The sequence below is a fragment of the Saccharopolyspora sp. NPDC002578 genome, from assembly GCF_053592695.1.
In genome coordinates this window covers 1-22,473 of record NZ_JBSFWJ010000075.1, presented here as the reverse complement: position 1 = coordinate 22,473, position 22,473 = coordinate 1, and the positions used below count along the sequence as shown (strand labels likewise).

Sequence of the window (22,473 nt, the reverse complement as noted above, 5' to 3'; positions counted from 1 at the left end):
GCGAACAGCGAGGTGTCCGTTGCTGACCCCGCAGCGCACCGATGCCCGCCGCAACCGCGAGATCATCCTGCGGGCGGCCGACGAGGCGTTCGCCGAGGGCTCCGACGTCGTGCCGATCGAGGAGATCGCCCGCCGCGCCGGACTCGGGCGGGCGACCGTCTACCGGCACTTCTCCGACCGCTACGCCCTGGCCACCACCGTCGCCGCGCACCGGCTGGAGACATTGAAGTGCATCGTCGGCACCGCCGAGCGCGACCACCGCACCTTCCGGGACCTGCTGCACATGGTGCTCCGCGAACAGGTGGCCCGGCGACCGCTGATCAACATCATCCGGGAGCTGCCGGAGCACGAGCAGCGCCGGTTCGCCGACTCGCTCATCGCCGTGCTCGCGCCCGCGTTCCGCCGCGCGCAAGCGGAGGAGGAGCTGCGCGGCGACATCGAACCGGCCGACCTGGTGCTGGTCCTGGAGATGATCGAGGGCGCCCTGTCGTCGAAGCTGGTGCCCGCCGACGACGAAGCCGCCATCCGCAAGCTGATCGCCGTCTCGCTCGACGGCCTCTACCCCCGTCCGGAGACCGCACAGGGGTCGTCGCTGCAATCCTCTGACCTGCACTGACTCGGGGCGGGGCGCTCGACCGGGACCTTCAGCAGACCGCCACCGGCAGCGGACGCCGGAGGTCTCCCCATCCGGCCGGGCCGTGCATCCCCGGCCGCCGCCGGGAATCCGGCCGGGGCCACGTCGGCATCCGCCGGATCACACCACCGCTTCGTCAGCGTCGTCCGGCTTTCCCGCTGCCCGCACGGGGAGGTCGGCGAAGGCGGCCGGGGGTTCCCGCCACGGGTCGGCGAGGGTGCCCGCTCGGGCGTCGCGGATGGTCTCCCAGACGCGCTGCGGGGTCGCGGGCATGTCGATGTGGCGGACGCCGAGGTGGCTGAGGGCGTCGACCACCGCGTTCTGCACCGCGGGGGTAGATCCGACGGTCGCGGACTCGCCGATCCCCTTGGCGCCCAACGGGTTGTGCGGGCTCTCGGTCACCGTGTTCGCCGTCTCCAGCGCGGGCACGTCGGCCGCCGAGGGCATCGCGTAGTCGGCGAGCGTCGCGGTGGACGGGTTGCCGTCCTCGTCGTAGGACATGTGCTCCCACAGCGCCTGGGCGATGCCCTGGACCGCGCCGCCGTGCTGCTGGCCGCGCACGATCGTCGGGTTGACGATCCGGCCGCAGTCGTCGACGGCGATGTGCCGCAGCGGGGTGACGAAACCGGTCTCGGTGTCGATCTCCACGACGGACACGTGGGCGCCGAACGGGAACGAGGCACCGCCGGGCGCGAAGTCGGTGTCGGCGGCCAGCGAACCGCCTTCGTCGGCGGCGGCCCGCACCAGGTCCGGCCAGCTCAGCACGGTGCTGGGAACACCGGCGACGCCCAGTCCGCCGTCGGTGACCTCGATGTCCTCGGGCGCTGCTTCCAGCTTCGTGGCGGCGAGTTCCCTCGCCCGCTGCAGCACGACCTCGGCCGCCGCGCGCACGGCGCTGCCACCGACCTGCAACGACCGGGAGCCGCCGGTGCCGCCGCCGCGCGGGACGGTGGCCGTGTCGGACTGGACGAACTCGACGGACTCCATCGGGATGCCCAGCAGGTCGGCGACGATCATCGAGAACGACGTGGCATGGCCCTGCCCGTGCGCCGAGGTGCCGACCTTGATGGTGGCGCCGTCCTCGTGCACTTCGACGGCGGCGAACTCGCCCGCGCCACCGCCGGTGATCTCCACGTAGGTGCTCATCCCGATGCCCAGCGCGAGCGGATCGCCCGCCGCTCGCCGGCGGGCCTGCTCGGCGCGCAGCTCCTCGTACCCGGCCAGGCGCAGCGCCTCGGTCAGCGCCAGGTCGTAGTCGCCGCTGTCGTAGCTCGCTCCGGTGAGGGTCGTGTGCGGGAACTGCTCCGGCCGCAGGAAGTTGCGCCTGCGCAGCTGCGCCGGGTCGATGCCGAGTTCGGCGGCGGCCAGGTCGATGAGGCGTTCCAGCATGGCCGCGGCCTCGGGCCGACCGGCGCCGCGGAACGCGCCGACGGGAGTGGTGTTGGTGAGCACCGCGACGCCGTCGTAGCTCAACGCCGGGATCCGGTACACGCCTGGCGACATCAGCCGGGTCGGGCCGAGCGCGAGCGCGCCGCCGAACCCGCCGTAGGCGCCGGCGTCGCCGATGACCCGCGCCCGCAGTCCCACGATGTCCCCGTCGCGGGTGAGCCCGAGCTCGCCGAACTGCACCTGGGCCCGGCCGTGCGGCATGGTCTGCATGTTCTCGGAGCGGCCCTCGATCCACTTCACGGGCCTGCCGAGTTCGCGGGCCACCGCGACCGCGGCGAGGTATTCCACGGCGGCGCCGGCCTTCCCGCCGAACGCGCCGCCGACGTGCGGGGCGATGACCCGCACGCGTTCGGCGTCCCAGCCGAAGGACGCGGCGAGCCCGCTGCGCAGCGCGTGCGGCATCTGGGTGGACGCGTAGGCCGTGACCTCGTAGTCCTCGTCGGGACCGCCGGGCACCACGGCGAACGCGTTGCCCTCCATCGGGACGACGGCGAGGCGCTGGTTCTCGATCCGGGCCCGGACCACGACGTCCGCCCCGGCGAGCACGTCGGCTCCCGCGGCGTCGCGGGCGCCGTCGGCGATGTTCGAGCCGTGCGCGGGGAACTGCGGCGGGGATGCCGGGTCCATGGCGTGTTCGGGGTCGACCTCGACCGGCAGCGGTTCGTACTCGACGTCGACGAGTTCCAGCCCGTCCGCCAAGGCCGCGCCGCTGTCGGCGACGACGATGGCGACCGCGTCGCCGACGAACCGCACCCGGTCGCTCGCCAGCGGGTAGCGGGGGAAGTCGCCGAGCGGGATGAACGGTGTCAGGACCGGCATGTCCAGGTCCGCGGCGGTGTACGCGGCGACGACGCCCGGCGCGGCGGCGGCCTCGGCGACGTCGATGGAGGTGATCTCGGCGTGGGCCAGCGGCGAGCGCACGAATCCGATGCGCAGCACCCCGTCCAGCGGGAGATCGTCCACGTACGTGCCGCGACCGCGCAGCAGTTCGGGGTCCTCGACCCGGTTGACCTCGTTGCCGAGCAGGGATCCGACCATGATCCGAGCCTAGCGGTGCGCGGGCCCGCCGCCCACCGCGCGCGGGAAGTCCGCCACCGCGTGTCTTTGATCTTGTCTTTCCGGGTGGACGGCGTTGTTGGTCGTCGTCCTGTCAGCGGTGGAGCCGCTGAGCAGTGACCGGCCAGAGCGAGCCGGCACCGGCGGATTTTCAGCGGTTTCCTCGCGCGGACAGCGATGTCGCCGGGTAGGGACCTGCGTCGGAAATCGCGATCACACCGGCAACGGGCGGCGAGGAAGCCGCTGAGGTCCGCTGAGCGGCCCACCGCTCAAGCCGAGATCAAGAACACCGGCCGTCGCCAGAGCGCGTTCACCGCGCCGTGCTGCGAGCCTGGAGGGCATGGTTCGGATCGGATACACCTTGATGACCGAGCAATCCGGCCCGCGGGCGCTGGTCCGGCACGCTCCGCTCGCCGAGGCCGCCGGGTTCGACTTCGCCGTGATGAGCGACCACTTCTCGCCCTGGCTGGAGAGCCAGGCGCACTCCCCCTACGCCTGGAGCGTGCTGGGCGCGGTCACCCAGGTGACCGAGCGCGTGGAGCTGATGACGTACGTGACGGCACCGATCCTGCGCTACCACCCGGCCGTCGTGGCGCAGAAGGCCGCGACCATCGGGCTGCTCTCGCAGGACCGCTTCACGTTGGGCCTGGGCGCCGGGGAGAACCTCAACGAGCACGTGGTCGGCCGCGGCTGGCCGCCGGTGCACGTGCGGCACGAGATGCTCCAGGAGGCCGTCGAGATCATCCGGGCGCTGTTCGGCGGCGAGCAGGTGGACCGCGTGGGGCGGCACTTCCGGGTGGACCAGGCGAAGTTGTGGGACGTGCCGTCCCGCCCGGTGCCGATCGGGATCGCGGTCTCCGGCCCGGAGTCGGTGCGCCGGTTCGCGCCGCTGGCCGAGACGATGATCTCCACCGATCCCGATGAGCGGCTGTGCCGGGCCTGGGATTCGGCGCGCGGCGGCGATCGCAAGGTGGGTCAGCTCCCGGTGTCCTGGGGTCCGGACCGGGACGCGGCGATCAAGCGGGCGCACGAGCAGTTCCGCTGGTTCGCCGGGGGCTGGCGGGTCAACGCGGACCTGCCGGGCCCGGCCGGGTTCGCGGGCGCGACGCAGTTCGTGCGGCCGGAGGACGTGGCCGCGAACATCCCGTGCGGCCCGGACGCGGACCCCGTCGTGGACGCGGTGGCCTCGTTCCGGGATTGCGGGTTCACCGACGTCGCGCTGGTGCAGGTCGGCGGCGACGACCACCAGGACGGCTTCTTCGAGTTCGCGCGCGGCGAGCTGCTGCCCGCGATCCGCGCCAAGCTCGGCTGACGGCACCGCCGCCACGCGGGTCAGCGGCGCACGGCGGGGAACTGCACGGTCGAGTCGTCCACGGCGGGCAGTTGCACGGTTTCGTCCTCGCGGGCGAGCTCCGGGCCGGGGCCGAAGACGAACGCCCCGGCGGGCAGCAGCCGGGCCCGTTCCACGACGGGGACGATCAGCCCGGCCAGCCACGGCAGCAGCGCCGCGACGAGCGCGCCCAGCGACAGGCCGACCAGCACGTCGTGCGGGTAGTGCACGCCGACGAACACCCGCGACAGCCCGGTCAGCAGCCCGAGGGTCACCGCGAACCAGCCCCAGGACGGGCGGGCGCAGAGGACGGCGACGGCGGCCGCGGCGGCGATCGTGGAGTGGTTGCTGGGGAACGACCAGTCGCCGAACTCGGGGCAGGTGGCGATGGTGCTCATGCGCGCGACCGCGCGGCACGGGCGGTCCTCCTGGATGAAGGACTTGACGATCTCGCTGGTCCCGTAGGCCAGCACCGTGACCGGCGCGAGCAGCGCGGCGCGGGCCATGATCTCATGATCATCGCGCCGGGCTCGCCAGAACAGGTAGCCGAAGATCAGCAAGAAGGCGATGATCGCGCCCTCGGTGAACACCTCGCTGAACACCTGGAACCACTCCGGGCTCGCCGCACCGGCCCCGGCGATGCCGCGGTACCAGTCGGTGCTGACGTCGGGGACGTACGGATTCGGTTCGGAGCGCCCGGCTAACAGCGGCTGAACAACGGGTGTCGACATTCACAACATCATATGAAGATCAACCCACCGGTCCCGGGACCGGCTCCACCGGAACTCGCGGACCTGCGCCGATGCCGTCACCCACGCCGGATGCGCACTGCTCTCGGTGGTCCCGCGGCACCGGTGCCTCCGGTCTCGCCTCGGGCCGGACGCACCCCGCTCCGAGATCAGAGATGCGCATTCCGCGCAATATCCCCATCCGCCGCCCGGAGTATCACCTATCACAATTTTCCCGCCGTGCCGCTCAAAAACGGCCAACCGTACGCAAAGTGATCAAGATTCGCTACGGTGGCCCGCGTGCGCCGTGGCGCTGCGTGCGGCAGTGCCACGTGCCGGCTTGGTACGGCCGAGGACCCGCGCGCTGGCGCGGGATGGGTGAGGACGCGATGCAACAAACGACAGGGTGGATACTCGGCGGCCTGGTGATCCTGGTGGTGCTGCTCGGGGCCGCGGTGGCGTTGTTGAGCGCTCGGTTGCGCCAACAGCACAAGGAGATCGAGCAGTGGTCGCTGGCCGCCCTCGAACCACCGGCCCCGATCGAGCCGGTGCAGCCGCAGCTCCCCCCGGAGCCGGCGCCCGCTCCGGTGCTGGACGCGCCGCTCACCGTCGAGCCGGATGAGGCCTACCGGCGCGAGGTCGTGCAGGGAGCGCAGGAAGCGCTCGGCGGCACGATGCGCCGCATCCTGGCGTTGACGAACAACGCGGCGGGACGGCTGCACGAGATGCAGCGCTCCCACGGCCCGGACGTTCTGGAGGACCTGCTCCCGATCGACCACCTGCTGGCCCAGGCCCAGCGGCGGGCGCAGCTGGTGACGGTGCTCTGCGGCTCGCCGCCCGGCCAGCAGCGCAGCCCGCAGCTGATGGCGCGGCTGGTGGGCGCCGCGCAGTCGCGCATCCACGACTACGAGCGGGTGCGGCTGTCCACCCGGGACACGACGACGGCGGTGCTGGGCCGGGTCGTGGAGCCGCTGAGCGCGGCGCTGGCCGAGCTGCTGGACAACGCGACCCGCTCCTCGCCGCCCACCGCGCCGGTGGACGTGATGATCACCGCCGAGTACCACGGGGTGTCGCTGGAGATCCACGACGGCGGCGTGGGCATGCCGCCGGACGCGTTGAACCAGGCGAACGCCGTGCTCTCCCGCGGCGCCACCGAGATCGAGCTGACCGAACTGGGCAACCCGCCGCGCACCGGACTGGCCGGGTGCAGCGTGCTGGCCGCGAGCTACGGCTTCACGGTGCGGCTGGACGCGGCCTCCAGCCGCGGCGGGCTGCGCGCGGTGCTGCTGGTCCCGCACAACCTGCTGACCACGCTGAACCCGCAGCCCGCGCCCGCCGCCATCGCGTCCTCGGCCGCGGAGCCCTCCACCGGCGAGCCCGCCGAACCCGTGACGTTCGGCGATCCGATCGCCGAACCGGCCGAGCCCGCACCGCGCCACCGCCAGCCCGAACCCGAACCGGCCACGACCGCGTCCGGCCTGCCCAAGCGCCCGCGCCGCACCATGACCCGCTCCGGCGACCTGTCCGCGCCCGACGGCGCCGCCCCGGTGCAGGCCATCGCGGACGGAGCGCAGCGGCGCACGGCGGACGCGTCGCAGAGCCTGCGCGGCCTGCAGCGCGCGACGGGCGCGAACTCGGCCGCCGAATTCTCCGCCGCCGCACAGGCGTTGTCCGAGTCCGAGCAGTCGGACGCGGCGGACGGCTCCACTTCCAGAAGGGATGCAGACGCATGACCGAGACGGCCCCGACGGCGCCGAAGCCCGACCGGAGCTGGGTGCTCGACGACCTCGTCGAGCACTCCGGGATCCGGGCGGCGATCGCGGTGTCCGGTGACGGGATGCTCCTGGTCAAGAACAACGGGCTCGACCAGGCCGATGCCGAGCGCTGGGCGGCGGTCAGTTCGCCGCTGCAGGCCTGCGCCCGGCACGGGATGGAACCGCTGGGCTACCCCACCAGCGGTTTCGAACAGGTGCTGGTGCAGCACGCGCAGGGGTACCAGCTGCTGCAACCGTTCGGCGAGGAGTCGTACCTGGTCCTGGTGACCGACGCCGACGCCGATCTGGGAGTGGCGTCGACGGAAATGCAGGTGACGGCCAAGCGCCTCGGGCAAGAGATGGGCACGGCTGCGCGCACCGCCGCCAGGCGGCCGACGTGAGCCCCGGCCCGCACCGGCGGGAGTCGGACCTGGTGCGGTCCTACGTGCTCACCCGGGGCCGCGCGCGGGCGCAGCACCAGATGGAGCCCGCGGCGCTGGTGCGGGCCGCGGCGCGCGGCACGATGTCGGAGCTCGATCCGGATCGCCGCCGGATCGTGCAGGTGGCCCAGGGCGGTGCGCTGGCGGTCGCCGAGATCGCCGCGCACGCCGAGCTGCCGCTGACGGTCGCGCTGGTCGTGGTGTCCGACCTGATCGATGAGGGCTACCTGGTTCCGGCGTCGGCGGAGCGCCCGTCGTCCGTCCCCAGCCCCGACCTGCTGGAGGAGGTGCTCAATGGACTCCGCCGCCTGGACACCTCCGCCTGAGACGGCCTACGTGGCCCCGACGGTGCGGCGATCGGCGAAGATCCTGATCGTCGGCCCGGCCGGGGTCGGCAAGACCACGTTCGTCGACACCATGTCGGAGATCGCGCCGCTGCACACCGAGGAGTCGCTGACCTCGGCCAGCGAGGGCGTCGACGAGCTGCGCCACACCCCCGCGAAGTCGACGACGACGGTGGCGCTGGACTTCGGGCGCCGCACGCTCAACGACCGGCTGGTGCTGTACCTGTTCGGCACGCCCGGTCAGCAGCGGTTCGCGTACTTGTGGCGGACGTTGGCGAACAACTCGCTGGGCGCGCTGGTGCTCGCGGACACGCGGCGGCTGGCGGATTCGTTCGAGGTGATGGACCGCGTCGAGGAGCTCGGGGTGCCGTACGCGATCGCGGTGAACGTGTTCGACGACGCGCCGCGGCATTCGGTCGCGGAGCTGCGGGAAGCGCTCGATCCGGATCCGGACACGCCCGTCGCCGTCTGCGACGCCAGGGATCAGGCGTCCTGCGCGCGGGTCCTGGTCGAACTCGTCGAGCACGTGGTCGCCGCCTCGTCGACGGGCAGGCACGCGGCGGATCCGACGGTGCGGCTGTGACGGGCGCCGCGCGCGCCGCGCCGGTGCACCCGTCCGCCCGCACCGCGATCCTCCCCTCCACCCAGTCCTGAGCACGGAGCCACCATGACCGCCCTTTCCCCCGGCCACCCCGATCAGCAGTCCCGCGTCCCGCTCTACGGCGAGGAGTTCACCGCCCGCCCGGAGGAGGTGTACTCGCGGCTGCGGGCGCGGGGCCCGATCGTGCCGGTGCTGCTGGCGCCGGACGTGCCCGCGATGCTCGTCGTGGACTACGACACGGCGCTGCAGGTGCTGCGCAGCCCGCACGTGTTCGTGAAGGACTCCCGCCGCTGGCAGGACACCGCTCCCCCGGACACCCCGGTGCTGCCGATGATGTCGTGGCGGCCGAACACGCTCTACGCCGACGGCGAGCGGCACGCGCGGCTGCGCCCGCCGGTGGAGAACAGCCTCACCGCGGTGAAACCGGCCCAGCTGCGGCGGTTCGTGCAGTCCAGCGCGATCAACCTGATCCAGGGCTTCACCGGCCGCGGCCACGCGGACCTGCTCGGCGAGTACGCGGCGCAGCTGCCGCTGCTGGTGCTGCAGCAGATGTTCGGCTGCCCGGCGGAGATCGCGCAGGACATGGTCGCCGCGATCGCCGCGCTGTGGGACGGCACCGACCCCCAGCTGGCGAACCAGTACTTGGAGACGAGCGTCGCGGACCTGGTCCGCTACAAGCGCGCAAACCCCGGCGACGACGTCACGACCCGGATGATCGAGCACCCGCACGGGCTCGACGACGACGAGCTGGTGCACCAGCTGATCATCACGATGGGCGCGGGTGCGGAGCCGCTGGGCAACTGGATCGCGAACGCGCTGTACCTGCTGCTGACCGAGCACCGGGTGGCGGACGCGGTGGCCACCGGCAGCGTCGCGCTGGACGAGGCGCTCGACGACGTGCTGTGGCGGTTCACGCCGCTGACGAACTACGCGATCACGTACCCGCGGCACGCGCTGCACCTCGGCCAGGTCGCGCTGGCCGCGGACGAGCCGGTGGTGATCTCGATGGCGGCGATCAACACGGACCCGTCGCTGCACCCCGGTGGCCAGGTTCCCGCAGGCAACCGGGCGCACTTGGCGTTCAGCGCGGGCGCGCACACCTGCCCGGCGAGCAGGCCCGCGCGCTTGATCGCGACCGTGGCGCTGGAAACGCTTTTGGACTACGTTCCCGAAGTCGAGCTGGATGATCAGCAACCGCTGCAGTGGCGGCCGGGTCCCTTCCACCGGGCGTTGACCGCCCTCCCGGTGCGCTTCCCAGCGGTGACCACTCTCGCCGAACCCGCCACAGGAGGATCCGAATGCCCCCATCGCAGTGCCCGGTAGCCGCTCTCGATCCGGCCGGCGCCGATGTGCACGGGGAGGCCGACCGGCTGCGCGCGCACGGCGCCGCGGCCCTGGTGACGCTGCCCGGTGACGTACCGGCGTGGGTGGTCACGGATCACGGCGAGCTGCGCGGGCTGCTCGCGGATCCTCGGGTGTCGAAAGACCCCCGGCAGCACTGGCCCGCGTGGATCAACGGCGAGGTTCCGGGCGATTGGCCGCTGATCTCCTGGGTGGGCGTGGACAACATGTTCACCGCGTTCGGCGCCGAGCACACCCGGCTGCGCGGCCTGGTGTCGAAGGCGTTCACCCCGCGCCGGGTGGAGGCGCTGCGCCCGCGCATCGAGCAGATCACCGCGGAGCTGCTCGACGAGCTCGCGACCGAGTCCGGCGAGGTGGACCTGCGGGCGGCGTTCACGTACCCGCTGCCGATCGCGGTGATCACCGACCTGTTCGGCGTGCCCGCGGAGCTGCGCGGGACGCTGCGCCACATCGTCGACGAGGTGTTCCGCACTTCGGCCACTCCGGAGGAGACGGCGGCCACGGCGGCGCAGATGGGGCGGTTCCTCGCCGACCTGATCGAGTCGAAGCGCCGCAACCCCGGCGACGACCTCACCAGTGGCCTGCTCGCGGCCCGCGACGACGAGGAGAACCGGCTCAGCGAACGGGAGCTCGCCGACACGCTGATCCTGATGATCGGCGCCGGGCACGAGACGACGGTGAACCTGCTGGGCCAGGCGGTCGTGGCGCTCACGACGCATCCGCACCAGCGCGCCGCGCTGAACGCGGGTGATCTGAGCTGGGACGACGTCGTGGAGGAGACGTTGCGCTGGCAACCGGCGCTGGCGAACGTGCCGCTGCGGTTCGCCACCACCGAGATCAAGCTCGCCGACGGCACGGTCATCGCCGAGGGCGACGCGATCCTGGCCTCCTACGCGGCGGCGAACCGCGACCCGGGCCACTACGACGAGCCGGACGTGTTCGACGCGGGCCGCGGCGCACGGGATCACCTGGCGTTCGGATTCGGCCCGCACTTCTGCCTGGGCGCGGCGCTGGCCAGGCTGGAGGCGCACATCGCGCTGCCCGCGCTGTTCGCCCGCTTCCCCGAGCTGGAGCTGGCGGTGTCGGCCGGGGAGCTGAAGTCCTCGGAGTCGTTCATCTCCAACGGCCCGCAGCGGTTGCCGGTCCGCCTCACGGCCTGACCTCGACTCCGGCCGGACCGGACTTTCCGCGCGCTGGACGCGAGTTCCCGCGGGAGGTCCGGTCCGTCGGGCCTTGATCAGCGCGGCGGCGGTGCGAACGCGCGGCGAACCGCTTCGGCGAGGAACCGGCGGCGCTGCTCGTGCTCGGGTTCGGGGTCGTCGGCGGTGGCGGCGTGGAACAGGCTCGCCGGTGACCAGGCGAGCGCCATGGTGCTGACCATGGCGAGCACTTCGCCGGGTTCGAAGTCCGGGTCGACGTGCCCGCTGCGCTGGGCGTCGGCGATGGACCGCCGCTTCAGCTCGGACTTCTCGCTCTTGTCCGCGACGAGTTCGCCCGCCGGGACCCGTTCCAGTCGCGCCCAGGTCGCGAGCCGGACCAGTTCGGGCCGCGCGACGCAGGCGTCGTAGAGGCGGGCCGCGTAACCGGGCAGGTCTTCGGCGGTGATCGGTACCGCGTCCGTGATCGCGTCCGAGTGCTCCTGGAAGACGGCGTCGAACAGGCGGTCCTTGTCGCCGAAGTAGGCGTAGAGCTGCGCCTTGTTCGCCTTGGCGGCGGCGGAGATCCGGTCCACCCGTGCCCCGGCGATCCCGTGCGCGGCGAACTCCGCGGTGGCCGCGTCGAGCAGGCGGCGTCGCGTCGCTTGTCCGTCCCTCATGCGGGGCAGATTAAACCAACCGGATTGTTTGACACGGCCGCATGTCCGGCTAGATTGAAGTAACCAACTAGTTTGTTTACTCAGGAGCGACCACATGAGGGTTCACGCGTACGCGGCGGACGAAGCGGGCGGGCGGCTGCGCGCCCACGAGTACGAAGCGGAACCGCTGGGGCACAACGAGGTCGACGTGCGGGTGACGCACTGCGGGGTGTGCCACACCGACGTCGGCATGATCGATGACGAGTTCGGCGTCTCCCGCTACCCCGTCGTCGCCGGGCACGAGGCGGTCGGGATCGTGGCGGCCGTCGGCGACGCGGTCGACCAGGACCTGCTGCCGATCGGGCAGCGCGTCGGCGTGGGCGCCACCGCCGGCTCCTGCTTCCGCTGCCAGTGGTGCATGAGCGGGCGGCACAACCTGTGCCCGCACAAGGACAACATGGTCCTGCGCGGCGACCGGGGCGGATTCGCCGATCACGTGCGCGCGAGCGACTGGCGGTTCGTCTGCCCCCTCCCGGACGCGATCTCGTCCGCGGACGCCGCGCCGCTGCTGTGCGCGGGTTCGACCGTGTTCAACCCGCTCGTGGACAACGACGTGCGGCCGATCGACCGGGTGGCGGTCGTCGGCATCGGCGGCCTGGGCCACCTGGCCGTCCAGTTCCTGGCGAAGTGGGGATGTGCGGTCACCGCCATCTCGACCACCCCGGACAAGGAGCAGGACGCCCGCCGGTTCGGCGCGACGGACTTCATCGCCACCAGCGAGGAAGGCGCCCTGCGCGAAGCCGCGAACTCGTTCGACTTCGTGCTCTCGACCGTCTCGGCGGACCTGCCGTGGGACGACTACCTCGGTGTCCTGCGACCGCGGGGCACGTTGTGCGTCGTCGGGGCCCCGCCCGGCCCGATCGCCGCCGCCACCATGAGCCTGCTCCCGGAGGAGAAGAGGATCGCGGGCGGCGTGACGGCATCACCGACGCGCAACCGGCAGATGCTCGAATTCGCCGCTCGTCACGGGATCACGGCCGCCGTCGAGACGTTCCCGATCAGCGACGTCGAGCAGGCGCTCGACCGCGTCCGGCGAGGTGCCGCGCGCTACCGGGTGGTCCTCGAACTCTGATCCCGGCAGCCGACGCCCCGCGTGGTCAGCGCGGCGCGTCGCGGATGCCGGCGGCGACCGGGAGGCGGCACGCGTTCGCCTCCCGGTCCGGCCTCGCCACCGGCTGAGATCCGCGCCGCGCAAGCGCCTGGCCGCTCCCGAAAGGCGCCGAGCTCGGGCCTGGGACGCCCGGCTCTGCACCGAACAAGATCAAAGACGCGCGCCGAACGGCGTTCCCGCCGACTACCCTGGGCGGTACGACGATGAGGAACGGTGGCGATGACACGCACTCTGGTGGTGTGCAGGCACGCGAAGTCGGCGTGGCCGGACGACGTCGACGACTTCGAACGCCCGCTCACCGAACGTGGCGAACGGGACGCTCCGGAAGCGGGGAGGTGGCTGGCCGAGCGGGTGCCCGACATCGGTTTCGCGCTGTGCTCCCCCGCGAAGCGGGCGCGTCGCACGTGGCAGCTGATCGCGGACGTGACCGGCAAGGCCGAGACCCGGCACGACAAACGCCTCTACGGCGCCACCGCCGGTGAGCTGATCGCGGTGCTCAACGAGCTCCCCGACGAGGCGGAGACCGCGCTGCTCGTGGGCCACAACCCCGGCTTGGAGGACTTGGTCGCCGTCCTCACCGGCACCCCGCACGAGCTCAAGACGGCGGAGATCGCGGTGCTCAGCGGCACCGGCTCGTGGTCCCAGGTCGAGCCCGGCTGGGCCAAGCTGGACGAGACCGCCACACCGCGCGGCTGACTCGCGGACGCGTCGACGGCATCACCGCTGGTGAAGCGGGTCGCGACTCGGAGCGCGCGGTCCGCGCTCCCCTACGGCACCGCGCGTTCGCGGAGCCGCGGGATCAGTCGCCGATGACGACCTTGCCCAGCCGCGATCCGTGCTCGAAGTGGGAGAACGCGGCCGGGGACTCCTCGAACGGGAAGATCCGGTCGATCACGGGCCGCACCTGGTGCAGGCCGATGACCCGGTTCATCCGCTCGAAGTCGCTCCGGTTGCCGACGGTGATCGCGCGGAGCGTGGCGCCGCGGCTCAGGAACCGCGTCAGATCCATGCCGCCGCCCGAGCCGAGGTTGCCGACGAGGGAGATCGTTCCGCCCTGGGCCAGGGCGGCGATCGACCCGGCGATCGTCCCGGCTCCGCCGATGTCCACGACGCGATCGACGCCGCCGCCGGTCAGCTCCCGCACCTGGTCGCCCCACTCCGGCGTCGCGGTGCGGTCGACGACCTCCGACGCCCCGAGCTCCCGCAGGCGCCGGCCCTTCTCCGCGCTGGACGTGGTGACCAGCACCCGCGCACCGGCCAGGCGGGCGAACTGGAGCGCGAACACGGACACGCCGCCCGATCCCTGCAGCAGCACCGAGTCCCCCGCGCCGATCCCGGACAGCGCCGACCACGCCGTGAGCGCGGCGCACGGCAGCGTGGCCGCTTCCGCGAAGGACAGGTGCTCCGGTACCGCGACGACGCTGTGCTCGCCGACGGCGATGTGCTCGGTGAGCCAGCCGTCGCGCTGCACCCCGTACAGCTCGCCCCACCCGGGCAGCGGGCCGTAGAGGTGGTTCGGGTGGAAGGTGCTCATGACGCGATCACCGACCTGGAACCGGCTGACGCCTTCGCCGACGGCTTCCACGGTGCCCGCGCCGTCGGACAGCGGTATCCGCCCCGGCGGCACGGCGACCGAGTAGCGGCGGCCGACGATGGGCAGGTCCCGGGCGTTGAGCGAGCGGGCGCGGACCCGCACGAGCACTTCGCCCGCAGCGGGAACGGGCACCGGCCGCTCGGCGGGGACGACCGGGCCGGTCGTCGCTGACTTCGAACATCCGCGTGTCAGTAGCTCTCATCGCTCCACCGTAAGCCGGGCGCCTAGGACGAGTTGTATCCTCAGGTCCAGTTTTTAGTGCGCATCGTCCAGAGGAGCGCGGTGGATCCGGTCGACGATCTCCTCACCACGATGAAGATCGAGAGCTCGCGGTACGTGCGGATCACCGCCCGCGCGCCGTGGGGCATCGCGTTCCCCGCCCGGCACCTCGCCCGGCTGTTGCTGGTCTCCAGCGGATCGTGCTGGCTCACCGCCGCCGAGCTGGGCGAACCGCAGCACTTGACCGCGGGCGACTGCTTCCTGGTCCGGGCCGGCGTGGAGTTCGCGCTGCAGGACGAGCTCGGCCGCGAGCTCGTCGACTGCGACGGCATGACCGTGCACGACCCCGGGGGCACGGCCGAAGCAGGCGGTGACGGCGAGCCGACCGAGATCGTCTCCAGCCGCTTCACCTTCGACGCGGTCGCCGCGGACGCCCTGTTCGCACTGCTGCCACCGTTGTTCCGGCTGAACCTGGGCACCGGCTCCGGGCGGCTGCTGCGCGCCACGTTCGACCTCATCGCGCAGGAGTCCGCGGCGGACGGCCTGGGAGCGGGCTTCGTGACGAGCCGCCTCTCGGACGCGCTGTTCGTCCAGGCGGTGCGAGCGTGCTGCGCGGACGTCGGCGGCGGCACCATCGGCTGGATCGCCGCGCTCCGCGACCCGTGGCTGGCCACCGCGATGCGGGAGTTGCACGCGGACCTGGCCCACCCGTGGACGGTCGACGCGCTGGCCCGGACGGCCGGGATGTCCCGTTCGGCGTTCGCCGCCCTGTTCAAGGAGAAGGCCGGGGACACGCCGCTGGGCTACCTCACGTCCTGGCGCATGTACCGGGCGAAGACGTTGCTGCGGGAGACCTCGTTGAGCGTGCAGGAGGTCGCCGTCCGCGTCGGCTACCACACCGGCACGGCCCTGAGCCGCACGTTCCTGCGCAGGGAAGGTGTTTCTCCCGGCGCCTGGCGGCGGCTGGCCGACGGCAACGCCCGGCGCGGCGGCGGCTGACCGGTCACCGCCGCGCGTTCGGGCACGCCGCCGGGGTTCCGCCGCCCGACGCGTCCGGAAACGAGCTCCTCACGTCGCCGGAGCCGGCTCCGCTTCGGCGAGGTCCCAGCGGCGTCGGCGGACCAGGACGGGGACGGGTTCGCCGCGGTCCTGCGCGGTGAGCACGGCCGCGCGGGTGCGGCGCCACCACACGGCGGTGCGGAACGCGCTCAGCAGCAGGACGGCCACGAGCGCCAGCAGCGCCACGCGGTAGCCGCCGACGAGTTCCAGCACCACGCCCACCGACAGCACGCTCAGCGCGGTGGCGCTGTGCCCGCCGACGTTGGCGATGCCGGTGGCGGTGCCGACCTGGCTGATCGGGTTGTAGTCGCGCACCAGCGCGAACGCGATGCTGGAGACGGGACCGCCCATCGCGAACACGAGGAACGCCGCGCACACCACGGCCAGCGGTGGCCGCGCGAAGCTCAGCAGCACCAGCCACGCCAGCCCGTTGCCGCCGAGGTAGCCGAGCACGATCGGCATCCGGCACGCCGGGAACCGCCCGATGATCGCGCCGACCAGCGGCCCGCCCGCGACCTGCCCGATGATCAGCAGGCTGAGCACGACGCTCGCGGTCGCCGGGGGCACGCCGACGCCTTCGACGAGGTACGGGTAGCCCCACAGCAGGCTCAGCGCGTTGGGCACGAACATCGTGCCGAAGTGCGCCCAGAACGCCAGCCGCGTGCCGGGGATCGCCCACGCCGAGCGCACCTTCCGCAGGATGTCGCTCGCGTCCTCCCCGCGCGAGGTGGTGCCGGGAACGTCGCGGACCACCCCGGCGGTCACCGCCGCGTAGGCCGCGGTGATCCCGCCGACCAGCAGGAAGGTCCAGGTCCAGCCGAGCGCGCCGAGCAGCGCCGTCAGCGGGAACGTGGCCGCCACACCACCGAGCGCGCCCAGCGCGGCGGAGAAGGTGGCGACCAGCGCGTACTGCCGCGCGGAGAACCGGGTCGCGACCAGCCGCAGGATGCTCACCCAGGTCAGCGCGTCACCGACGCCGAGCACGCCGCGCGCCAGCAGCCCCATCGGGTAGGACGTGGCGAGCGCGAACAGCAGCTGCCCGCAGCCCAGCAGCAGCACGGCCGCGGTGAGGATGCGCCGCGAGCCGAAGCGGTCCACCAGCAGCCCGGTGGGGATCTGCATGGCGGCGTAGATGCCGACCTGCAGCACGGTGAACGCGCTCAGCGCGGCGGGTCCGACCTCGAAGCGCTCGATGGCGAGCGGACCGGCGACGCCGAGCGTGCCCCGGTGGAACACCGCCGCGAGGTAGGTGACGACGGCGGCGCCCCAGATCAGCCACGCCTGCCGCTGCCCGGAGCCGGAGCCGGGCGGGGCGGAGCCGGGTGGAGCGGAACCGGGCGGCGGGCCGGTGCCGGCCGAGGTGGCGACGGTTCGGGTGACCGGTGGCGGCGCGCCGCCGCTGTGATCACGATTGTCCGTTTCCCGACTCTCCGGTCGGTCGGCAGCCACGTCGAACCCCTTCCGCGCGTTCAGTACCACACTCATCGTCGCGCAACCGACGCGGGAAGTTACCGCCGCGGAACGTGCAATCCGCCACAGTAGGCGTCCACTGTGGACGAATCGGCGGCCCAGCCCGTGGTGGCCGACACGGAGTTGTTGACAGCGACCGGTCGCGTTCCTAGCGTCGTCGCGTGCGAACGGTTCTGCTCACGACGCGTCACCACGTGGATCTGCTGCGGGTGACGTCGGCGAGCTGTCCACGCTCCTGACCGTCCCCTCGCACCCGCCGATCGACTCCGATCACCGCGATCCGAGCCGCCGCCGCGTCCCGCGCTGACCGCGGCCCACGATCCGGCCACCTCCGCGTTCCCGGATCGCCGCCCCGGCGGGTGCCGTTCGCGCCGCGCGCCGCGCGGTTCCGCCGCAGCCAGGAGCCCGCCCCATGAGCACCGCCACGACCGAGCCGGCCGAGCACGGCTCGTCGGAGAAGAACGTCCGCACCGTCATCACGTCCAGCCTGATCGGCACGACGGTCGAGTGGTACGACTTCTTCCTCTACAGCACCGCCGCCAGCCTGGTGTTCGACAAGCTGTTCTTCCCCACGGCCGATCCGACGGTCGGCACGATGCTGGCGTTCACCACGTTCTTCGTCGGCTTCGTCGCCCGGCCGCTTGGCGGCATCCTGTTCGGCCACATCGGCGACCGCATCGGCCGCAAGCGCACGCTGGTCACCACGATGATCGTGATGGGCCTGGCGACGGCCGCGATGGGCGCGCTGCCCACCTACGAGCAGGTCGGCATGTGGGCTCCGCTGCTGCTGGTGCTGCTGCGGCTGTTCCAGGGCCTCGCGATCGGCGGCGAGTGGGCCGGGGCGGTGCTGATGGCCGTCGAGTACGCGCCGCCGGGCAAGCGCTCGCTGTACGGCTCGTGGCCGCAGGTCGGCCTCGCGGTCGGGCTCGGGCTGGGCACCGGGTTGTTCGCGCTGCTGGGCAACGTGCTCGACGACGAGCAGTTCCTCGGCTACGGCTGGCGGATCGCGTTCGGGCTGAGCCTGGTGCTGGTGCTCGTCGGCCTGGTGATCCGGCTGCGCGTCGCGGAAACCCCGGCGTTCCAGCAGATGCGGGCGTTGCAGGGCACCGCGCGCATCCCGTTCCTGGAGCTGTTCCGGGACCGCGTGAACCGCCGCAACACGCTGCTCGGGTTGCTGTCGCGCTGGTCGGAGGGCGCCGCGTTCAACACGTGGGCGGTGTTCTTCCTGACCTACGCCACCGGCACGCTCGGCCTGCCGCGCAACGACGTGCTGGTCGGCGTGATGGCGGCGGCCCTGGTGCTGGCGGTGCTGATCCCCGTCGTGGGGCGGCTCGGCGACCGGCATTCGCCGCGCACGCTCTACGCGCTGGGCTCGGCGCTGTTCGCGCTGTCGGTGTACCCGGCGTTCCTCGCGTTCCAGACGCGGAGCCCGCTGCTGACCGGGTTGGTCATCGTGCTGGTGCTCGGCGTGGTCCACTCGGTGATCTACGCGCCGCAGGGCACGTTGTACGCGCAGCTCTCGCCGGTGCGACTGCGCTACACGGGGATGTCGTTCATCTACCAGTTCTCCGGCATCTACGCGTCCGGCCTGACGCCGCTGATCGTGACGGCGCTGCTCGCGGCCGGTGGCGGTTCGCCGTGGCTGGCCTGCGGCTACCTGGTGCTCACCGGCGTGATCGGCACCGCCGCCACCCTCTTCATCCGCCGCGAGGACCTGCACTTCGACACCGCGAGCTGACGCGGCTCGGTCCCCAGTCGCGAAAGCAGGGGCCGAGCAACCGCTTCTCCGTGATCACTCGAAGCGATCAGTCCTGATGGCTTGCACGAACCGACCAAACACGGCGGGAGATACCCTCAAGATCGGAGAGCGGTCCCCCAGCTTGGAATCTCTGATCAGAGCGGCGCCACGTGCCCCTGATGTCTGCACGCATTGGCCACCTTGGGTCGAACGCGACGATTTTTTCCAGTTGTATCCGGACATCCACGCCTCCTTTCGATCACTCGAACTAACGCAGCCTTCTGACAGGGGCAGCTCAGCGGTTCGTCCGGATCCAGCGGCGAGCGCGGAGCTTGATGTCCTCGCCGCTGACCCACCCGGCGCTGACCGGGACGCGGGCGACCAGGCCGTGGTCGTGGTGCTCGTAGGTGCGATCACCGCTGAGCACCGCGATGTAGCCGTCCTTGCGCCCCCAGCGGAACGTGAGGTCGTGCGCCTCCTCGTAGTGCCACACACACGGCAACGTCGCCATCGCACGACCCTTCTCACCCGCGACAATCACTTTATGTGACCTTATATCACGGAGAGTATCAGTAGCTGCTAGCTTGCTAGCTGCGGGTCGAGCGACAGCGCGCCGCCCCCGGCGGCCGGGGCGGCGCGCTTCGCTGCTCAACCGGCGTACTCGCCCAGCTTGATCCCCTGGATGAATCGGCCGAACGCCCCATCCGTTAACCGAAGCCACGGTCCCGCCGGATCCTTGGAGTCACGGATTACCGAGAATCCACCCCGTTCGGCGGTTTCCACGCAGTTGCTCGCCTGCGCACTTCGCGACGACTTCTTCCACTCCGTGTCAGACATGCCCCGGCTCCTCACTGACGGCGATGAAACTCATCGGACAGTGTACGCACGAGATCCAATGATTGATCAACATCCAATGCGGAATGCTGCAATTCGCTGAACATCCTGGACAGTTCCGACGTGTCCCTTGAATTGTCCACGATTCGACCGCTCAACGGAGTGTCGATGAATGCCATGTCAGCCGTGTTCGCCGGGAACCGGAGCACCGCGAACGAGCCCTGCGGACTCAGGTGCGCACCGGCCTCGAACGGCAGCACCCGAATGACGACGTTGTCCCGCTCCGCGTGCTCCAACAGGGCGTCCAGCTGCTGGCCCATCACGCCGGCGTTGCCCCACAACCGATGCAGCGCTTCCTCTGCGATCACCGCCCGCACCACGAGCGGATCATCTCCGGACAGCCGCTCCTGCCGCCGCGCCCTCAGCTCCACCAAGTCCTCGATCTGCCCCTCGCCGAACGTCATCCGCCCGGCCTTGTGGATCTCGCGGGCATAATCGCGCGTTTGCAGCAGCCCAGGAATGATCCCGAGCTCGAACGTGAACACCTCGATCGCTTCCTGTTCGAGCCCGATGAACGGCGAAAACCACTTCGGCAGGTCGAACGGGTCCCACCATTCCGAGTCCTTCTGAGTTTTCGCCGCCTCGCGCCGCAGATTTTCGGCCCGGTCCCGCGTCTCTTCATCAACGCCGTACATGACGAGCAGATCCGCCAGCTCGCTGCGGTTCGTCTTGTAAAGACCGCGCTCCCAATGGCCGATCTTCGCGACCGAGCAGTCCAGGTGGGTGGCGGCCTGCTGCACCGTCACCTTCGCCGACTTCCGCAGATCGCGGATCAGCTTGCCCAGCGTGATCTGCCTTGCGTTCGACATGCGCCACTCCACTTTCGCCCGATCAGGGGGGTACCGAGGCTAGCGACTAGCCGCTAGCTTGCAAACCACTAGCCGATACGCAGAGTTTAAGAGTCGCTACCGAGAGTGCGAGGAGGTGGGCATGGGTGAGCTGGTACTCATCCACCGCGCCGGACGGCGTGGTCCACGTGATCGAAACCGGCACGAGCCGGAAAGCGTTGTGCGGACAGGTGATTCGCAGAGCTGCCACCCGCGGTGCGGCTTCCGGCCTGGACTGTGCGAGGGAGTCGCGCTACCGCCGCGATCGCTCGCGCTGCTCCGGATCATCCGCGAAACCGGCACCCCGTGGGCCTGCGGGCCCACCGACGGACGGTGGCATCGTCTCCAGCGGACTCATCGAGGGCCGCTGCGCTGCGTCTGCGGGCACCTCGTACACGGCCCGGCGCACCTGCGCCGGAGCCGCCCGAACGCGGGGCACCTAGGTCGCGCGCTCTGCCCGTCCGCGACGGGTGCGCTGCCGATCTTCGTCGCTTGAATTCCGCGCCACGGCGCGAAGAACTCCCGGCTCGTGGCACTCCCCCGCCTCCTCCGAGCGAGCCGGGAACCCGCCCGGTCCCGCCCCCGACACGGGCCGGGCGGAACCGGTCCCGCCGCTTCCGCGCCGACGCTGCCCCGGAACGGCAGCGCAGCGGCGGGATCTCCGGTCCGCACCCGAACTCACACCGGGTGCGGACCGGTTCCCCCTCAGGAGCTCAGGACGCGGCGGCGGGCTCCGGGGCACCGGCGAACGGGATGCTCTGGCCCGCGGGCTGCTCCGGGTTTCCGGGGTGGCTCCACAAGCCCTTGCGCTCCAGGATCGGCAGCACGCCCTCGCCGAACCAGTACGCCTCCTCCAAGTGCGGGTGGCCGGAGAGCACGAACTCGTCCAAGCCCAGCGCGGCGTACTCCTCGATGCGCGCGGCGACCTCCTCATGACTGCCGACCAGCGCCGTCCCGGCACCGCCGCGCACCAGACCGACACCCGCCCACAGGTTCGGGTAGATCTCCAGGTCCGCCGTGGAACCGCCGTGCAGGTCCAACATCCGGCGCTGGCCCTCGGATTCGCTGCGGTTCAGGCCGCTCTGCACCTGCTCGATCGTCTTCGGGTCGATGGCGTCCAGCAGCCGCCGCGCCTCCGCCCACGCCTGCTCCGAGGTGTCCCGGCTGATCACGTGCAGCCGGATGCCGAACCTGGGCGTGCGGCCCTGCTCGGCGGCCAGCGACTTGATCCACGCGATCTTCTCGGCGACCTTCGCGGGCGGCTCGCCCCACGTCAGGTACACGTCGGAGTGCTTCGCGGCCACGTTCCCGGCCGCTGGGGAAGACCCGCCGAAGTAGATGTCCGGCACCGGGTCCGGCGTGCGGGTCAGCTCCGCGCCCTCCACCCGCACGTGATCGCCGCTGAAGTCGACGCGCTCACCGCGCCACAACGCGCGCACCACGTGCAGGAACTCGTCGCAACGCGCGTACCGGCCCTCCTTGTCCAGGAAGTCGCCGTAGGCGCGCTGCTCGTGGCTCTCCCCACCGGTGACCACGTTGAGCAGCAACCGCTTGCCCGAGTGCCGCTGGAACGTCGCGGCCATCTGCGCGCCCAACGTCGGCGACAGCAGGCCCGGGCGGAACGCGACGAGGAACTTCAACCGCTCCGTCGACTCGGCGAGCATCGCCGTGGACAGCCACGCGTCCTCGCACCACGCGCCCGTCGGCGTCAGCGCACCCTCGAAACCGAGCTGCTCGGCGCTGCGCGCGATCTGGCCCAGGTACTGCAAGGTCGCCGGGCGAGCACCCGCCGCGGTCGAAGTCGCGACGCCGTGACCACCGCCGACGAGGTAGCGGCTGTCGCCGTAGGTGGGCAGGAACCAGTGGAACGTGAGCGACATCAGACGTCTCCGAGGTGTGGGTGGGGGAACGGGCGGGCAGTGGAACCAGGAGTGCGGCGGGGGGGGGGGGGGGCGCCGGGGGGGGGGGGGGGGGGCCCCCGCCGGGCGGCCGGACCACGCCCGCCGGG

General features: G+C 71.8%; 23 protein-coding genes. 13 read left to right on the top strand and 10 right to left on the bottom strand.

Going from position 1 to position 22,473, the window contains the following annotated elements; all coding sequences use genetic code 11:
• Positions 1-19 precede the first annotated feature (19 nt).
• Complete coding sequence (locus ACWD38_RS25760) at positions 20-616, top strand: TetR/AcrR family transcriptional regulator (protein ID WP_246456959.1); 597 nt, start codon at positions 20-22, stop codon at positions 614-616.
• Between the two features lie 138 nt (positions 617-754).
• Here the strand turns inward: ACWD38_RS25760 and ACWD38_RS25755 are convergent, their stop codons facing one another.
• On the bottom strand, positions 755-3,121 hold the full coding sequence (locus tag ACWD38_RS25755) for a xanthine dehydrogenase family protein molybdopterin-binding subunit (RefSeq protein ID WP_450125092.1): 2,367 nt from the start codon (positions 3,119-3,121) through the stop codon (positions 755-757).
• Between the two features lie 358 nt (positions 3,122-3,479).
• Here ACWD38_RS25755 and ACWD38_RS25750 point away from each other — a divergent pair, with 358 nt between their 5' ends.
• Positions 3,480-4,451, top strand: coding sequence for a TIGR03557 family F420-dependent LLM class oxidoreductase (locus ACWD38_RS25750; protein WP_184480388.1), 972 nt, complete (start codon positions 3,480-3,482; stop codon positions 4,449-4,451).
• Between the two features lie 20 nt (positions 4,452-4,471).
• Here the strand turns inward: ACWD38_RS25750 and ACWD38_RS25745 are convergent, their stop codons facing one another.
• On the bottom strand, positions 4,472-5,200 hold the full coding sequence (locus tag ACWD38_RS25745; protein WP_450125091.1) for a phosphatase PAP2 family protein: 729 nt from the start codon (positions 5,198-5,200) through the stop codon (positions 4,472-4,474).
• A 386-nt stretch (positions 5,201-5,586) separates the two neighbouring features.
• On the opposite strand from ACWD38_RS25745, the gene ACWD38_RS25740 reads away from it, so the two are divergent.
• The 6 genes from ACWD38_RS25740 to ACWD38_RS25715 all read left to right on the top strand — a co-directional run bounded on the left by ACWD38_RS25740 (position 5,587) and on the right by ACWD38_RS25715 (position 10,858).
• Positions 5,587-6,930 carry an ATP-binding protein gene (locus tag ACWD38_RS25740; protein ID WP_184480392.1) on the top strand — a complete coding sequence of 448 codons (1,344 nt, stop codon included), beginning with the start codon at positions 5,587-5,589 and terminating at the stop codon, positions 6,928-6,930.
• Positions 6,927-7,352, top strand: coding sequence for a roadblock/LC7 domain-containing protein (locus ACWD38_RS25735; protein WP_184480394.1), 426 nt, complete (start codon positions 6,927-6,929; stop codon positions 7,350-7,352). Before ACWD38_RS25740 ends, ACWD38_RS25735 begins: the two co-directional genes overlap by 4 nt.
• The gene (locus ACWD38_RS25730) at positions 7,349-7,717 is read left to right on the top strand and encodes a DUF742 domain-containing protein (protein WP_184480396.1); all 369 of its coding nucleotides are present in this window, start codon (positions 7,349-7,351) and stop codon (positions 7,715-7,717) included. Before ACWD38_RS25735 ends, ACWD38_RS25730 begins: the two co-directional genes overlap by 4 nt.
• Positions 7,686-8,318, top strand: a complete 633-nt coding sequence (locus ACWD38_RS25725) for a GTP-binding protein (protein ID WP_450125090.1) — start codon at positions 7,686-7,688, stop codon at positions 8,316-8,318. The genes ACWD38_RS25730 and ACWD38_RS25725 overlap by 32 nt, the downstream gene beginning before the upstream one ends.
• Before the next feature lie 84 nt (positions 8,319-8,402).
• Complete coding sequence (locus tag ACWD38_RS25720; RefSeq protein ID WP_184480400.1) at positions 8,403-9,659, top strand: cytochrome P450; 1,257 nt, start codon at positions 8,403-8,405, stop codon at positions 9,657-9,659.
• Complete coding sequence (locus ACWD38_RS25715; protein ID WP_450125089.1) at positions 9,635-10,858, top strand: cytochrome P450 family protein; 1,224 nt, start codon at positions 9,635-9,637, stop codon at positions 10,856-10,858. The genes ACWD38_RS25720 and ACWD38_RS25715 overlap by 25 nt, the downstream gene beginning before the upstream one ends.
• 77 nt (positions 10,859-10,935) lie before the next feature.
• Here the strand turns inward: ACWD38_RS25715 and ACWD38_RS25710 are convergent, their stop codons facing one another.
• Entirely contained in the window at positions 10,936-11,514 is a 579-nt protein-coding gene (locus tag ACWD38_RS25710; RefSeq protein ID WP_184480404.1) for a TetR family transcriptional regulator, read from the bottom strand.
• A gap of 94 nt (positions 11,515-11,608) precedes the next feature.
• Here ACWD38_RS25710 and ACWD38_RS25705 point away from each other — a divergent pair, with 94 nt between their 5' ends.
• Positions 11,609-12,625, top strand: coding sequence for an NAD(P)-dependent alcohol dehydrogenase (locus ACWD38_RS25705; protein WP_450125088.1), 1,017 nt, complete (start codon positions 11,609-11,611; stop codon positions 12,623-12,625).
• A 258-nt stretch (positions 12,626-12,883) separates the two neighbouring features.
• Positions 12,884-13,360 carry a SixA phosphatase family protein gene (locus ACWD38_RS25700; RefSeq protein WP_184480408.1) on the top strand — a complete coding sequence of 159 codons (477 nt, stop codon included), beginning with the start codon at positions 12,884-12,886 and terminating at the stop codon, positions 13,358-13,360.
• 103 nt (positions 13,361-13,463) lie between these two features.
• On the opposite strand, the gene ACWD38_RS25695 is transcribed toward ACWD38_RS25700, so the two are convergent.
• A complete protein-coding gene (locus ACWD38_RS25695; protein ID WP_450125087.1) occupies positions 13,464-14,390 on the bottom strand; it encodes a zinc-dependent alcohol dehydrogenase family protein in 927 nt (308 codons plus the stop codon).
• 150 nt (positions 14,391-14,540) lie between these two features.
• On the opposite strand from ACWD38_RS25695, the gene ACWD38_RS25690 reads away from it, so the two are divergent.
• The gene (locus ACWD38_RS25690) at positions 14,541-15,476 is read left to right on the top strand and encodes a cupin domain-containing protein (protein WP_184480412.1); all 936 of its coding nucleotides are present in this window, start codon (positions 14,541-14,543) and stop codon (positions 15,474-15,476) included.
• A gap of 69 nt (positions 15,477-15,545) precedes the next feature.
• On the opposite strand, the gene ACWD38_RS25685 is transcribed toward ACWD38_RS25690, so the two are convergent.
• Positions 15,546-16,811: an MFS transporter gene (locus ACWD38_RS25685; protein ID WP_246458307.1), complete on the bottom strand. Its 1,266-nt coding sequence runs from the start codon at positions 16,809-16,811 to the stop codon at positions 15,546-15,548.
• A 356-nt stretch (positions 16,812-17,167) separates the two neighbouring features.
• Between ACWD38_RS25685 and ACWD38_RS25680 the strand changes: the two genes are divergently transcribed.
• The gene (locus tag ACWD38_RS25680) at positions 17,168-17,245 is read left to right on the top strand and encodes a putative leader peptide (protein WP_416309417.1); all 78 of its coding nucleotides are present in this window, start codon (positions 17,168-17,170) and stop codon (positions 17,243-17,245) included.
• A 173-nt stretch (positions 17,246-17,418) separates the two neighbouring features.
• Positions 17,419-18,744 (top strand): MFS transporter, encoded by a 1,326-nt coding sequence (locus ACWD38_RS25675; RefSeq protein WP_450125086.1) that lies wholly within the window; start codon positions 17,419-17,421, stop codon positions 18,742-18,744.
• Positions 18,745-18,798: 54 nt separating this feature from the next.
• Here the strand turns inward: ACWD38_RS25675 and ACWD38_RS25670 are convergent, their stop codons facing one another.
• From ACWD38_RS25670 to ACWD38_RS25650, 5 genes are all read right to left on the bottom strand, one after another.
• Positions 18,799-18,987 (bottom strand): DUF397 domain-containing protein, encoded by a 189-nt coding sequence (locus ACWD38_RS25670; RefSeq protein WP_184480418.1) that lies wholly within the window; start codon positions 18,985-18,987, stop codon positions 18,799-18,801.
• Between the two features lie 52 nt (positions 18,988-19,039).
• On the bottom strand, positions 19,040-19,255 hold the full coding sequence (locus tag ACWD38_RS25665) for a hypothetical protein (RefSeq protein WP_184480433.1): 216 nt from the start codon (positions 19,253-19,255) through the stop codon (positions 19,040-19,042).
• Between the two features lie 137 nt (positions 19,256-19,392).
• Positions 19,393-19,581, bottom strand: coding sequence for a DUF397 domain-containing protein (locus ACWD38_RS25660; RefSeq protein ID WP_450125085.1), 189 nt, complete (start codon positions 19,579-19,581; stop codon positions 19,393-19,395).
• Between the two features lie 11 nt (positions 19,582-19,592).
• On the bottom strand, positions 19,593-20,447 hold the full coding sequence (locus tag ACWD38_RS25655) for a helix-turn-helix domain-containing protein (protein WP_450125084.1): 855 nt from the start codon (positions 20,445-20,447) through the stop codon (positions 19,593-19,595).
• 731 nt (positions 20,448-21,178) lie between these two features.
• The gene (locus tag ACWD38_RS25650; RefSeq protein ID WP_184480439.1) at positions 21,179-22,345 is read right to left on the bottom strand and encodes an LLM class flavin-dependent oxidoreductase; all 1,167 of its coding nucleotides are present in this window, start codon (positions 22,343-22,345) and stop codon (positions 21,179-21,181) included.
• Positions 22,346-22,473: the final 128 nt, after the last annotated feature.